The organism is Streptomyces sp. NPDC050535, from assembly GCF_044457665.1.
GTDB lineage: Bacteria > Actinomycetota > Actinomycetes > Streptomycetales > Streptomycetaceae > Streptomyces.
Genome location: NZ_JBITHE010000002.1, coordinates 659,129 through 672,886 on the forward strand (window position 1 = coordinate 659,129; position 13,758 = coordinate 672,886).

The following is a 13,758-nucleotide window of genomic DNA, read 5'->3' on the forward strand; positions in this document are numbered from 1 at the left end:
AGGCGTGCCATGCGGCGAGCCGCATATCGGGCACAGTGAAGCCGATGCTGCCAGGGGCCTCGGTCGGCCCCCGGACCCGGGTCCGTAGCCAGACCCTCACGCCCGAAGACGCATCCTGCCCCCACCTGCGGCGGGAAAGCCAATCCGGCGCCCCCTGGGGGCACACGAACACCCTTGGGGGTCACACGAAAAAGCCTGCGCGCGGCGGGGACAAGCCCTGAGCCTGGCCGCCACCCTAGAGGCGGTCACAGGCCCCGACTCCCGCGACGCGCCGGTGCTCCGGCGGTCGTGGCCACCGTCACAGCGGCCGTACCGCCCCGCTCACGCGGAGGTGGTACTCGGAACCGTCACCCCTGCCGCCTTCGCGGCATCCCGCACCGCTCCGGCGACCGCGCCCGCGACCTTGTCGTTGAAGACGCTCGGGATGATGTAGTTCGCGTTGAGCTCGTCCTCGGTCACCACGCTCGCGAGGGCGACCGCGGCGGCCAGCATCATCTCCGTGTTGACGGTACGCGACTGGGCGTCGAGGAGGCCACGGAAGACGCCGGGGAAGACCAGGACGTTGTTGATCTGGTTGGGGAAGTCCGAACGGCCGGTGGCCACGACCGCCGCCGTCTGGCGGGCGATCGCCGGGTCGACCTCGGGGTCGGGATTCGCGAGCGCGAACACGATGGCACCCTCGGCCATCGCGGCCACGTCGTCGCCGTCGATGACGTTCGGCGCCGAGACGCCGATGAACACGTCGGCGCCGCGGACGGCCTCCTTCAACGTGCCCCTGAGGCCCTCGGGGTTGGTGTTGTCGGCGACCCATCGCAGCGGCGAATCGGCGGCGGCCTCCACCAGGTCGTCGCGGTCCGCGTGCACGACACCGTGGATGTCGGCGACGACGGCGTTCTTGACGCCCGCGGCAAGCAGCAGTTTGAGGATGGCCGTACCGGCCGCGCCCGCGCCGGACATGACGACACGGATGTCGCCGATCGCCTTGCCCGCGACCCGCAGGGCGTTCGTGAGGGCGGCGAGGACGACGATCGCGGTGCCGTGCTGGTCGTCGTGGAAGACGGGGATGTCGAGGGCCTCGCGCAGCCGGGCCTCGATCTCGAAGCAGCGGGGCGCCGAGATGTCCTCGAGGTTGATGCCCGCGAAGCCGGGGGCGATGGCCTTCACGATCTGGACGATCTCGTCGGTGTCCTGGGTGTCCAGGCACAGCGGCCAGGCGTCGATGCCGGCGAAACGCTTGAAGAGCGCCGCCTTGCCCTCCATGACGGGGAGCGCGGCCTTGGGGCCGATGTTCCCGAGCCCCAGCACGGCCGAACCGTCCGTCACGACCGCGACGGAGTTGCGCTTGATGGTGAGCCGGCGGGCGTCCTCGGGGTTCTCGGCGATCGCCATGCACACGCGGGCCACGCCCGGGGTGTAGATCATCGAGAGGTCGTCACGGTTGCGGATCGGGTGCTTGGACTGCATCTCGATCTTGCCGCCGAGGTGCATGAGGAACGTACGGTCGGAGACCTTGCCGAGCGTCACGCCCTCGATGCCGCGCAGCTTCTCGACGATCTCGTCGGCGTGCGCGGTGGACGTCGCCGCGATCGTGACGTCGATCCGGAGCTTCTCGTGCCCGGACGCGGTCACGTCGAGGCCGGTCACCGAGCCCCCGGAAGCCTCCACGGCCGTGGTGATCTGGGAGACCGCGGTTCCACTCGCGGGCACCTCCAGGCGGACCGTAATCGAGTAGGAGACGCTGGGCGCCGTTGCCATGGCCGACTTCCTCTGCTTTCACCGTGTACTGCTGTGCCGCTGTGAGCCGCCGGATCGCGCGGTCTCGCGCCGCCCGGCGGGTATGCCGTCCGATCGTCGCACCTACCCCTGAGTACGTGGTAGCCGCCCCGGGTTGCGAACGTATTGTTCGCGGGCGGTCGACGATTTCGGAAAGCTCATTCCACCATACGAGAATGAGGGCGCTGGAGGGAGGGGGATCCCGGCGGGAGCGGGCGCCGCGGAAATGAACTTTCGGGACGGGAATTGCCTTACGGGGATCGTTTGTTACCTTTGATGTGACACCGGCCCGATCCAAGCCCCCGGGCCCAACCTTCGTCGCTACGAGCGACCTCTTGCCGCGAGGCGAGCATGGCGGGTCGGTGTCACTGAACGAACGAGAGGCCCAGGTCACCGTCAGGTGACCTGGGCCTCTCGCCGTTCCGGGAGCGTCAGTCCCGCAGCAGGTCCGGCACCCCGTTCGCGTCCGGCTCGTCCCGGTCCGCCGAGACGAGGGTCAACTGCTGGGTCGCCCGGGTCAGGGCGACGTACAGCACCCGCAGGCCCGCGGGCGACTCGTCGGCGATCTCCGCGGGCGAGACGACGACCGTCGCGTCGTACTCCAGGCCCTTCGCCTCCAGGCTGCCCAGCGCCACCACACGGTCTCCGAGCCCCTTGAGCCAGCGGGTGGCCTCCTCGCGCCGGTTCATGGCCACGACGACGCCGACGGTGCCGTCGACGCGGTCCAGGAGACGGGCCGCCTCCGCCCGCACGGTCTGTGCGAGTGAGTCCCGTACGACCGCGAAGTGCGGCTCGACGCCCGTGGAGCGGACGGCGGAGGGGGACGGCGATCCCGGCATGGCGAGGGCCAGGATCTTGGCGGCCAGTTCGGCGATCTCGGCCGGGTTGCGGTAGTTGACGCTGAGGGTGAAACGGCGCCGCGGGCGGCTGCCCAGGGCCTCGTCGCGGGCCTCGGCGGCCTCCTCGGGGTCGGACCACGAGGACTGGGCGGGGTCGCCGACCACGGTCCAGGTGGCGTGCCGACCCCGGCGCCCGACCATCCGCCACTGCATCGGCGTGAGGTCCTGCGCCTCGTCGACGATGACGTGCGCGTACTCGGTCCGCTCCTGCGCCAGCCGCTCGGCGCGCTCCCACTGCGTCTCCTCGCGCGTGGGCATGAGCTCCTCGAGGCCGGTGAGCTGGTCCAGCGGGTCCAGCTCGCGGCGCTTCCTGGGGCGGGCGGGACTGCCGAGGACGGCGGTCAGCTCGTCGAGCATGGCCACGTCGTGCACGGAGAGCCCGTCCCGCTTGAGGGAGCGCGCCACCCGCCGCACCTCACCGGGGTTGAGGATCCGCCGCGCCCAGCGTCCGAGCCGCCGCTCGTCGGCCATGGCGGCCAGCACGCCCCGCGGGGTCAGTTCGGGCCACCAGGCGTCCAGGAACTCGATGAAGCTGTCCTCGGACGTGACGTCCTCGTCGAACGACGAGCGCAGCTCGGCCGCCAGCTCCGGGTCCGAGTGGCGCGTACCGGCTCCCGAGCGCGACCACAGCGCGTCGAGCAGCAGCTTGCGGGCCCGTGGACGCAACAGGTTGACCGGCGCGGTGCCGCTCAGCGCGTTGTCGCGGATCCGGTCCAGCTCGGGGGCCTCCAGCTCCAGGCGGCGCCCGAAGGCGACCACGCGGAGGCGGGTAGGGGTGCCGGCCGGGGCCTGCGGCCTGGCGTCGTCCCCGTCGTCCCCGTCGTCGAAGCCGTCGCCTTCGCCGAAGGCGAGCTGCTGGTCCGCGGCGGGCAGGCCGCCGTGGGAGGAGCGCCGTGCGCCGCCGGAGAAGCCCGACGGTGTCTCCAGCGCCCCCCGTGCCGCCTTCCGCAGCACCTTCAGCATCCGGTAGGAGCCCTTGGCGCGGGACACCGCCGGCGAGTCGTACAGGGTGGCCTCCGCTCCGTCGACCAGGGAGCCGATGGCCCGGATGGCGACCTGGCCCTCCTCGCCGAGGGACGGCAGGACGCCCTCGGTGTAGGCGACGAGCAGCGGGGTCGGGGAGACGATCAGGATGCCGCCCGCGTAACGGCGGCGGTCCTGGTAGAGGAGGTAGGCGGCGCGGTGCAGCGCCACGGCGGTCTTGCCCGTGCCCGGGCCGCCCTCGACGTACGTCACCGAGGCGGCCGGGGCGCGGATCACCATGTCCTGCTCGGCCTGGATGGACGCCACGATGTCCCGCATGCTGTGGCTGCGGGCCTGGCCGAGTGCGGCCATCAGGGCGCCGTCACCGATCACCGGGAGTTCCTGGCCGTCCAGGGTGGCCTTGAGCTCCGGACGCATCAGGTCGTCCTCCACGCCGAGGACCTTGCGGCCCTTGGAACGGATGACCCTGCGTCTCACCACCCGGCCCGGTTCGACCGGGGTCGAGCGGTAGAACGGGGCCGCCGCGGGCGCCCGCCAGTCGATGACCAGCGGCGCGTAGTCCGTGTCCAGGACACCGATACGGCCGATGTGCAGTGTTTCCGCGATGTCCGCGGTGTTGTTGTCACGTACGGCGCCCTCGGCGGGCTCCACCGCCGTGTACGCGCCGTCGGGACCTTTTCTGCCGTCCTTCCCCGGGAGCAGGTCGATCCGGCCGAAGAGGAAGTCTTCGAACTCGTTGTTCAGGCGGTTGAGGTGAATTCCCGCCCGGAACACCTGGGCGTCGCGCTCCGCGAGCGCCCCCGGTGTCCCGACCTGACCGCGCTTGGCGGCGTCGTTCATCAGGAACTCCGCCTCGTGGATCTTCTCCTCGAGGCGCCGGTACACCCGGTCCAGATGTTCCTGTTCGACGCCGATCTCACGGTCCCGTACGGAGTCGCTGACGGAGTCGTCGACTGTCGCGGAATCGTGGACCGAACCGAGCGCGGTTTCCTGCTGAGCCTGAGCGGCCACCGGGCCCCCTTCTGACGTGCTGGGCAGCCGTCAACCGTACGCGAAGGGGGGCCCTCAGGGCTACGCGCGCGCTCCAGGTTCGCCCGCGCGTCCGTTCATGCGTCCACTTACACGAGCATCCAAACGTTCGCTTCCATGAATTACGCGTCGACTTCCACGAGCTGCTTCCCGTCGAAGGTCATGACCTCGAAGTGGTCGATCTCGTTGGGAGTGAAGGCCGCTCCGCCGTGCACGTAGAGCGGGGCCTTCGCCTCGGCCGTCTTGGCGCTCGGCAGGCCGTAGCCCCACTTGGGGACCGACCAGGAGGTGACCGTCTCGCGCTCGCCGTTCTTGCCGACCGCGATCAGTGAGCACTTCTCCGGGCCCGAGACGTTCTTCAGTTCGAGAACGGCGTGGGTGCCCCAGGCCTTGGACTCCATGGCGACCACCGCGGTGACCTTGGTGCTCGCGTCCGTGGCCGTGACCTTGTCGGTCATGACGTCGAAGGCCTGCTTGGCGGGACTCGTGGCGTGTGCCTCGGGCGCCTTGGTGCCGTCGCCGCCACTGACCGCCATCACGGTCAACGGGCCGGCGATGATCAGCGCCGCCGCGGCCGCCACCATGTAGAAACTCCGCCGGCGCTTCAGGGCCCGCCGCTCGGACACCTCGTCCACCAGCCGGTCCGCGAGCCGTGAACTCGGGCGCGCGGCCAGCGACTCACCGATCGCCGGAGTGCCCTGCGAGGCGGGCAGATCAGCGAGCGCGGCGAGCATCGGTTCCATCCCGGCGAGCTCGTCGAGCTGCTGGGCGCACCACTCGCAGGTGGCGAGATGACCTTCGAAGGCGGTTGCCTCGGCGTCGTCCAGGATCCCCAGGGCGTACGCGCCCACGGTCTCGTGGATGTCACCGGGGCCCTGCTGTTCCCGTTGACCCTGCATGGCTCCCGGACCACCCGTTCCGTATCCCCCGTATGTGCTCACGCCGTCACCCCCCGCTCCTCCAGCGCCAGCTTCATCGAGCGAAGGGCGTAGAACACCCGCGAGCGCACGGTGCCGCTGGGGATGCCGAGGGTCTCGGCCGCCTCATTGACCGTACGCCCCTTAAAGTATGTTTCGACCAGGACCTCCCTGTGAGCAGGGGTCAGGTCGTCCAGCGCGTCCGACAGTGTCATCAGCCACAACGCCTTGTCGATCTCGTCCTCCGCGGGGATGACCTCCAGCGGTGACGGGTCCACCTCCTGCGGCCGGGCCTGCCGACTGCGGTGTCCGTCGATGACGATGCGCCGCGCCACCGTCACCAGCCAGGGTCGTACCGAACCGGTCGCTCGATTGAGCTGGCCGGCATTCTTCCAGGCACGGATGAGTGTTTCCTGTACGACGTCCTCGGCACGCTGCCGGTCGCCGGCGACCAGCCGCAGCACGTAGGCAAGCAGGGGTCCCGCGTGTTCGCGATAGAGCGCGCGCATCAGCTCCTCGTCAGGCTCCGAGGACTGAGACGCGCGATGTCGTGCCCTTGGCGGGCGTTCATCAGCCACGGCGGAATCCTTGCGCACGCCTACCTCCGGTGTCCCCGATTCGACCGGGGTCCCCCAGTCGGTCGCTCACACCGAGGTACGCGTCTGGGTACGCGCGTGTTCAAAGAGGTCGCACATATTTCTTGGGGAGGATGTGAAGAAATCCCCCTGGTCACTCCTCGCCATTCCTTGATCACTGACAGCGTTCGTTTTCGAACACCGCGCCTTCTCCAGGAGGTTCACGCGCGGGCGAGCGCCGCCCGCCTGCGATGCCGGGCCACTCGCTCCCGGTTGCCGCACACCTCACTGGAACACCATCGTCTGCGCCGGCCCCGCGATGTGTCCAGATAAACGATCGGACAGTTGTCGCCCTCACACCGGCGCAGACTCACCCGCGCCGCCGGATCCGCGAGGAGTTCGAGGGCGTCCCGGGCGACCAGGGAGAGCAACTCGGCGTGGCCGGGCGGCGCGTGCAGTCTCAGGCGCAGCGAGCCGTCGTCCGCGCGTACGGCCCAGGGCGCGGGCGGGGTGCGGAGCGCGACCGCGTTGACACGGGCGAGAGCCGTGTCGGCGGGCCGGGTGTCCAGCTCGCCGCTCACCAACCGGTCGACGTGTCCGCGCAGTTCACGGAAGCCGAGGAGCCACGCGGAGTCGGCGCCCGCCAGCGGCGTGCCCGCGGGAACCAGCCCGGAGCGGGCGATCCAGGCGCGCAGCCGCTCCACCGAGTCGAGCCGTTCCTCGGGGTGGGTGGTCGCCAGGAGGTCCAGGCAGATCCGCCCGGAGTCGAACCGCAGCTCGTACGAGGCCGTGGCCGTACCCGATGCCATGCGCCTGTCACCGCCTAGGAGTTACCGCCGTGAATCGCTGGGGACTGCCTTGGGGAGTGGTTACCCGGGGAGTAGATACCCCCACAGTGCATGTCCGCACCCCCGGCCGGAAGACCTTGTACCGCTCGCGCCCTGGACGTCCGCTTATGGGGCCGCGCGGCTCGGCCATGTCGCCCCCGTCGCCGCGCCGGTTGACTCGGGGACATGACAGACAACAGCACGGGGCGGCGCACGACCGCCGGAGGTGTACTGGTCGCGGCCACGGTCGCGATGGGCCTGTTCGCCGGGGTCTTCTACGTTTTCGCCTGCAACATCATGCCGTCGCTCTCCCGCAGCGACGACCGGGTCTTCATCGAGGTCATGCAGAACATCAACGACCAGATCCAGAACCCGGTGTTCTTCCTCAGCTTCCTGGGCGCGCCGCTCCTCGCGGCCATCGCCGCCTGGCAGTCGCGCAGGTCGCCGCACCGCTGGTGGGTGTTCGCGGGCTTCGCCGGCGTCGCGCTCGCCTTCCTCCTCACCGTCACGGTGAACATCCCGCTCAACGACGAGCTCGCCGACGCCGGCGATCCCGCGAGGATCGCCGACCCGGCCGCCGTACGCGAGGACTTCGAGGACCCGTGGGTGGCGTGGAACGTCGTACGGGCCCTGTTGTCGACGCTCGCGCTGGCCTGCCTGGCGCGTGCCTTGCGGCTGTACCGGCGGGCTTAGGACCGTGTGCGGTCCGGCCGTAAGGCAGCACGCTCCGGCCTCAGGACCGTGTCCGGCCCTACGTGTCGGCGTACTTGGCGTCCGCGGCCGGGTCGAGTGCGAGGCGGTAGCCGCGCTTGACGACCGTCTGGATGAGCTTGGGCGCGCCGAGTGCCGTACGCAGCCGGGCCATCGCCGTCTCGACGGCGTGCTCGTCCCGTCCGGCGCCGGGCAGCGCGCGCAGCAGCTCGGCACGGGCCACCACCCAGCCGGGCCGGCGCGACAGGGCGCGCAGCAGTGACATCCCGGCGGGCGGTACGGGCCGCAGTGTGCCGTCGACCACCACGGCGTGCCCGCGGATCTCGACCCGGTGGCCGGCGACGGGCAACGTGCGGGCCCGGCCGGGCAGCTCCTGGCACAGCACCTGTACGAGGGGGCCGAGCCGGAAGCGTTCGGGCTGGACGGTGTCGAGGCCGTGGGACTGGAGGGGCAGCGCGGTGACCGGGCCGACGCAGACCGGCAGGACGTCGTGGTGGAGGGCGGCGAGCAGTTCGGGCAGCAGGCCGCGGATCTCCGCCCGGGACAGCAGGGACGCGGCGGCGGGCGCGCTGGTGAAGGTGACCGCGTCCAGGCCGCGGGTGACGGCCGCGTCGAGGAGCCGGTCGAGGGGCGCGATGTCCTCGGGCGGCATCCACCGGTACACGGGGACGACGACGACATCGGCTCCGGCGGCCCGCAGCGACTCCACGAACCCGGGTACCGGCTCCCCGTGCAGCTGGATGGCGACTCGGCGCTCCTCGACGCCCTCCTCCAGCAGCCGGTCGAGCACCTCGGCCATGGATTCGGAGGAGGGGGACCATTCCTCGGTCAGCCCCTGGGCTCGTACGGCGCCCTTGACCTTGGGGCCGCGGGCGAGCAGTTCCACACCGCGCAGCCGGGCCAACAGGTCCTCCCCCAGCCCCCAGCCGTCGGCGGCCTCGATCCATCCCCGGAACCCGATGGCCGTCGTGGCGACCACCACGTCCGGTGCCTCGTCGATCAACTCCTTGGTGGCGGTGAGCAGTTCGCTGTCGTCGGCGAGCGGCACGATACGCAGGGCGGGCGCGTGCACGACGGAGGCGCCGCGCCGCTGGAGCAGTGCCCCGAGCTCGTCGGCGCGGCGGGCGGCCGTCACACCCACGGTGAATCCCGCGAGCGGGCCGTGCGGTGGCGGTTCTGGTCGCTGCTGTTCGTCGTACATGACTTTCGTCCCGGCTCTCGTCTTGCACTCGAGTCGTCGTGCACTCAGGGCTGGCCGTGCGGCACCGGTCGTTACTGCGCCGTCCTCACGGCTGACCGAGCCTGTCAACGCCCCGTGACAGGCTCGGATCAGTCGTATGTCGCCGGTGTTACGTCACACCTCGGCGTAGCTGAGCTGGAGCTTCTCCTCCGTGGCCGGCCTGGAAGCCTCCGCGGCGGCGGCCGGGCGGCGAAGGTATACGGCCCAGGTGAGCGCGAAGCAGAGGGCGTAGAAGGCGAGGAAGGCCACGAAGGCGCCGGTGCCGGAACCGACGCTCAGGAAGGACTGCCGGAAGGCCAGGTTGATACCGAGCCCGCCGAGCGCGCCGACGGCTCCGATGAGCCCCATCGAGGCGCCGGAGAGCCGCCGCGCGTAGGCGGCACCCTCCTCACCGCTCAGCCCCTTGGCCACGGCCTTGGCCTGGAAGATGCCGGGGATCATCTTGTACGTGGACCCGTTGCCGAGGCCCGTCAGCACGAACAGCACGATGAACGCCGTGGTGAACAGGGCCAGCGACTCCTCCATGGACGCGACGACGATGACCGCGGTCGCGGCGGCCATCCCGACGAAGTTCCACAGGGTGATCTTCGCGCCGCCGTAGCGGTCGGCGAGCCAGCCGCCGACGGGCCGGATCAGCGAGCCGAGCAGCGGCCCGATGAAGGTGACGTACGCGGACTCCAGCGGCGTACGCCCGAACTGGGTCTGGAGCACCAGGCCGAACGCGAAGCTGTATCCGATGAAGGACCCGAACGTCCCGATGTAGAGGAAGGACATGATCCAGGTGTGCGGGTCGCGTACGGCTTCCTTGGCGGCGCCTGTGTCGTTCCGCACAGAGGACAGGTTGTCCATGTAGCGGGCGCCGAGGACGGTGGCGACGACGATGAGCGGGATGTAGATGCCGAGCAGCACCCTCGGGCCGCCGCTCGCCCCGATGACCGCGAGCCCCACGAGCTGCACCACCGGCACGCCGATGTTGCCGCCGCCCGCGTTGAGCCCGAGGGCCCAGCCCTTCCTGCGCAGCGGGAAGAAGGAGTTGATGTTCGTCATGGAGGAGGCGAAGTTGCCGCCGCCGATGCCGGCGAGCATCGCGCAGACCAGGAAGGTCCCGAACGACGTGCCGGGCTCCATCACGACGAACGCGGCGACGGTCGGTACGAGCAGCATGCTCGCGGCGATGATCGTCCAGTTCCGGCCGCCGAAACGGGCGACGGCGAAGGTGTAGGGGACGCGCACGATCGCGCCGACCAGGGTCGCCATCGACACGATGAAGAACTTGTCGGCGGGGGTGAGCCCGTACTCGGGCCCCATGAAGAGCACCATCACCGACCACAGGGTCCAGATCGAGAACCCGATGTGCTCCGACAGCACGGAGAAGAACAGGTTGCGGTGGGCCACCTTCTCTCCGCCCGCCTCCCAGAAGGTCTCGTCCTCGGGATCCCACTCGTCGATCCAGCGGCCTCCCCTGCTCGGTGCGGGGGCGGCGGGCGGGGGTCCTGGACTTGGGGCTGGGGCTGTCATGACGCCTCCACGGGTCTCCGGTACTCAGGTTGTCTTTTCCTGGGGGTGAGTCCCGAAGGTAGGGAGAGCGCGTTTCCGGCCTGTGGCTGTGGGTGACCGGAAGGGAACGTTGCTCTCACTCTGGTGGGGGGTGGGGCGGTGAGGTTGGAGGTGGGACGGGGCCCAGGGGTGGGGTGGGCGTGGCTGTGACCGGGGGTGGGGTGGCGCTCCGGCTCCGGCTCCGGCTCCGGCTCCGGCTCCGGCTCCGGCAAGGGGGTGGCGGTCCAGGAGCGTGCGGCCCTGGCGTGACGGGTGTCCTCGCGGGGTTCGTTCGGCGCGCTTCCGGAGACGCCCGCTATCGTCGGTCGCACTTCACATTTCGCACGTGAATGAGAAGGCGAAGTCACCCGAGCCTGGCTGAGTCGGCCTGTCAATCAGCCAACTCGCCAGGCTCCTCAACTCCGCTGGGAACCATCAGGGCGCTGCGCTCAGCGGTTGACGGCCTGGATCTCCTGCACGACGACGTCCTGATCCGCCCCGAACTCGCCGTCCGGCAAAGCCTGCGCCGCGTTCACACCCGTACCCGTCCAGTGAATCTTCCACGTAATCGTCGCCCTGAGCTTGTACGACTCATCACCCGACGCCCGCAGATACTTCACCCCACACGGCGGAACCTCATCCGACTTACCCGCCGCATACGGCTCACCAATACGCCCACCGACGAACTGACACACCCCCGACGCCGGATACGTCACAGCATCCGCCGCACCCGGCTCAATCCTCAAGGAAACCGGCTCCGCGACCGTCGTCGCCTCAACACCCAGCAACGGAACCGACGCCGTCACCGACACCGGCCTGAACTCCGCCGCATCCAACCACGACCACGTCGGAAGATTCACCTTCGTCGTCCCCGCCGGCGCCAAATCCACCCGCGTCGACGGAACACGAATCTCGGCATACGCCAACTGCGCCAAAATCTCCGGCGTAATCGCCTCCGGCACATCCGCCGGCGGCGGATCACCCGTATCCACCCAGAAGTACGGCCTGTCACAGTCCAACGCACCCGGGTCACCCTCACGACCCTGAGTCACGTACGAGGACCACCAATAACCGTCGTCAGCCTTGTCCTTGTTGAAATCCTTGTACGGCTCACCCTCGACATACCGCTTACGTTGCGAGGCATCCCACTCATACCCCGTCGACCCCGCCTCCCAGATCGGCTCCAGATACTTCTGCAACTGATCAGGCGAGTACTTGGGAGCGTAATAACACGCAGGCGGCGTCCAACTCGAAGCAGACACCACCGGACCCACAGACCGACCACTCCCATTCTTCGAACGATCGAAGACGACAGCACCGGCAGTCGCCGAGAGCCCGCCTTTGCCGTCGGAGTTACCTGACGCGTTCCCGCCGGGCGGAGGAGGCGTCTGGGTGCCACCACCGATGTTGTTGTCGGCCATGGCGGGAGCGGCGCCCATGACGACCGAGCCGAACAGCAGAGCAGCGACCACAACTCGTGAACCGGCGATCAGGGCTGGCACTTGGTACTCCCCCTCTGAGAAAGAAGCTTCTCGATGACCCAGACGCCGTCGGCGTTCTTGCGCAGCTGGGTGTTGTACAGCACGTAACTGTTCTTGGTGACGGCGGTCTTGTCGACCTTCTTCGTCTCCAGGTACATGTCGTACGCCTTGCCCTGGTCCTCGCAATACGCGAGCGAAGCGCTGTCCGAGCCACTGACGTTGACCACCGCGTCGTAGTAGCGATAGGCGCCGGTCCCACGCGCCTTGGCCTTGACGTACGCCTCGATGAAGGTCTGGGTGTTCGCGGCGGCCTCCCCCTCGTAATAGAAGAGGTACGCCTTGTCGAGGGCGTCCTGATTGACAATGGCGAGGTCCACCGCCTTGATGGACTGCTCACTGTCCGCCAAGACCGCGTCCTTCGCCGCGTCGCCGGTCTTCGGCCAGTCGAAGGCGTACGTCAGATCCGCCGGCAACTCGATCTTCGGCCGATCCGCCACCGCCGACGCGGAAGCACTCGGCGACGCCGACGTCTCACCCCCCGTTTCGGCCCCGGCGATCTTGTCGTTGCCCGTCGAGTCATCGTCACCGCCCCCGCAGCCGGTCAGAAGGAGGGCCGTGGCCGCACCGAGGGCGGCCGTGGCGAGGAGGCGAGGACGGCGGTTCACGGCAGACTCCTGTGCGACGTGGGGTTCGAGAGGGGCAGCGACACGGTATCGGGGGGTGTGTGGAGACACCAGAGCGAACAGCCCCAGCAGAGACCAGAAGACGGACATAGCCACACGGAACCTCCCCAACCAACAGGCCAGACCCTTCGATTGAGTGACACCGAAGGCCGGAACGCGTCACCGAGTTGGCCACCGCAAAGGCCCCGCTGCCGCTCACGCCCCAGGACCGCGCCCTCAAGGCCCCTGGGAACTGAAGGCCCCTCACTCAACCCACTGACGGTCCTTCCATCATCACCAGGCACATAGTAACTTCGCACCTGCGTACGAACATTGACGAGTAGGCGCGACGGGGGTTGCGGCGTGGCGGGGATTCGGCCGACGGACTGGCATGTCCTGGACCTGGACAGAGACCCCACGCCGGGTGATCCGGATCGCGTGCGGTCGCTCGCCAAGAATCTTCAGGACTTCGCCGACGACGTCGGGGACGCGCTGCGTCTGATCAAGGGGATGGCGGACGAGGAAGCGGTCCTGCAGTGGGCGGGGAAGTCCGCGAAGGCGTTCCAGGACCAGTTCTCGGGTGTGCCGAAGCAGCTGAAGAAGCTGAAGACGTCGTATGACTTGGCGGGGGGTGCGCTGGCGGCGTACTGGCCGAAGCTGGAGCGTGCGCAGGCCCTTGCCGACCGGGCGTTGGTCAACGGGCGTGCGGCGCGGAGTGATCTGAGTTCTGCCAAGTCCCGTCTGGCGTCGGCTGATTCGTGGGTGACGAGGGCCGGCAAGGAAGCCGACAAGTACAAGGACGATCCCACCGGCAGCAAGAGCACCGAGAAGCCGGACGAGGCCAAGGTCCGCGCTGCCACCCGCGATGCGCAGCACGCCAAGTCGGCACAGACGTCGGCCCAGTCGGATGTCGGTACCGCGCAGGACGCCCTGGACGCGGCGAAGAAGATGGCGGCGGACGCGCGGAAGATGCGGGAGGACGCGGCCGGCGAGGCGAAGCGCAAGATCGACGAGGCCTCGGACGCGGGAATCCGTAACCGGAAGTGGTGGGAGGAGGTCGGGGACTGGTTCTCCGACAACTGGGACACCATCGTCACGGTCTGCAAGGTGGTCGTCGCGGTCGT

Annotated in this window: 11 protein-coding genes; 2 read left to right on the forward strand and 9 right to left on the reverse strand. The window is 69.3% G+C overall.

Features of this window, described 5'->3' with window-relative positions:
• Window positions 1-321: 321 nt before the first annotated feature.
• From ACIBLC_RS07970 to ACIBLC_RS07990, 5 genes are all read right to left on the reverse strand, one after another.
• Window positions 322-1,755 (reverse strand): NAD-dependent malic enzyme, encoded by a 1,434-nt coding sequence (locus ACIBLC_RS07970; RefSeq protein ID WP_399209870.1) that lies wholly within the window; start codon window positions 1,753-1,755, stop codon window positions 322-324.
• Between the two features lie 449 nt (window positions 1,756-2,204).
• Complete coding sequence (locus ACIBLC_RS07975; protein ID WP_399209871.1) at window positions 2,205-4,667, reverse strand: HelD family protein; 2,463 nt, start codon at window positions 4,665-4,667, stop codon at window positions 2,205-2,207.
• Window positions 4,668-4,807: 140 nt separating this feature from the next.
• Window positions 4,808-5,584: a zf-HC2 domain-containing protein gene (locus tag ACIBLC_RS07980; protein ID WP_399209908.1), complete on the reverse strand. Its 777-nt coding sequence runs from the start codon at window positions 5,582-5,584 to the stop codon at window positions 4,808-4,810.
• Window positions 5,585-5,622: 38 nt separating this feature from the next.
• A complete protein-coding gene (locus ACIBLC_RS07985) occupies window positions 5,623-6,198 on the reverse strand; it encodes a sigma-70 family RNA polymerase sigma factor (RefSeq protein WP_266460930.1) in 576 nt (191 codons plus the stop codon).
• A 200-nt stretch (window positions 6,199-6,398) separates the two neighbouring features.
• Window positions 6,399-6,986, reverse strand: a complete 588-nt coding sequence (locus tag ACIBLC_RS07990; RefSeq protein ID WP_399209872.1) for a CGNR zinc finger domain-containing protein — start codon at window positions 6,984-6,986, stop codon at window positions 6,399-6,401.
• Window positions 6,987-7,190: 204 nt separating this feature from the next.
• Between ACIBLC_RS07990 and ACIBLC_RS07995 the strand changes: the two genes are divergently transcribed.
• Window positions 7,191-7,697, forward strand: a complete 507-nt coding sequence (locus ACIBLC_RS07995) for a DUF1772 domain-containing protein (RefSeq protein WP_399209873.1) — start codon at window positions 7,191-7,193, stop codon at window positions 7,695-7,697.
• 58 nt (window positions 7,698-7,755) lie between these two features.
• Here the strand turns inward: ACIBLC_RS07995 and ACIBLC_RS08000 are convergent, their stop codons facing one another.
• From ACIBLC_RS08000 to ACIBLC_RS08015, 4 genes are all read right to left on the reverse strand, one after another.
• A complete protein-coding gene (locus ACIBLC_RS08000; RefSeq protein ID WP_399209874.1) occupies window positions 7,756-8,916 on the reverse strand; it encodes a uroporphyrinogen-III synthase in 1,161 nt (386 codons plus the stop codon).
• 153 nt (window positions 8,917-9,069) lie between these two features.
• On the reverse strand, window positions 9,070-10,473 hold the full coding sequence (locus tag ACIBLC_RS08005) for a nitrate/nitrite transporter (RefSeq protein ID WP_399209875.1): 1,404 nt from the start codon (window positions 10,471-10,473) through the stop codon (window positions 9,070-9,072).
• Window positions 10,474-10,940: 467 nt separating this feature from the next.
• Window positions 10,941-11,993, reverse strand: a complete 1,053-nt coding sequence (locus tag ACIBLC_RS08010; protein ID WP_399209876.1) for a hypothetical protein — start codon at window positions 11,991-11,993, stop codon at window positions 10,941-10,943.
• Window positions 11,981-12,637, reverse strand: a complete 657-nt coding sequence (locus tag ACIBLC_RS08015; protein ID WP_399209877.1) for a hypothetical protein — start codon at window positions 12,635-12,637, stop codon at window positions 11,981-11,983. The genes ACIBLC_RS08010 and ACIBLC_RS08015 overlap by 13 nt, the downstream gene beginning before the upstream one ends.
• A gap of 360 nt (window positions 12,638-12,997) precedes the next feature.
• Here ACIBLC_RS08015 and ACIBLC_RS08020 point away from each other — a divergent pair.
• Window positions 12,998-13,758 (forward strand): putative T7SS-secreted protein (locus tag ACIBLC_RS08020; RefSeq protein ID WP_399209878.1); only part of this gene is annotated, 761 nt, incomplete at its 3' end.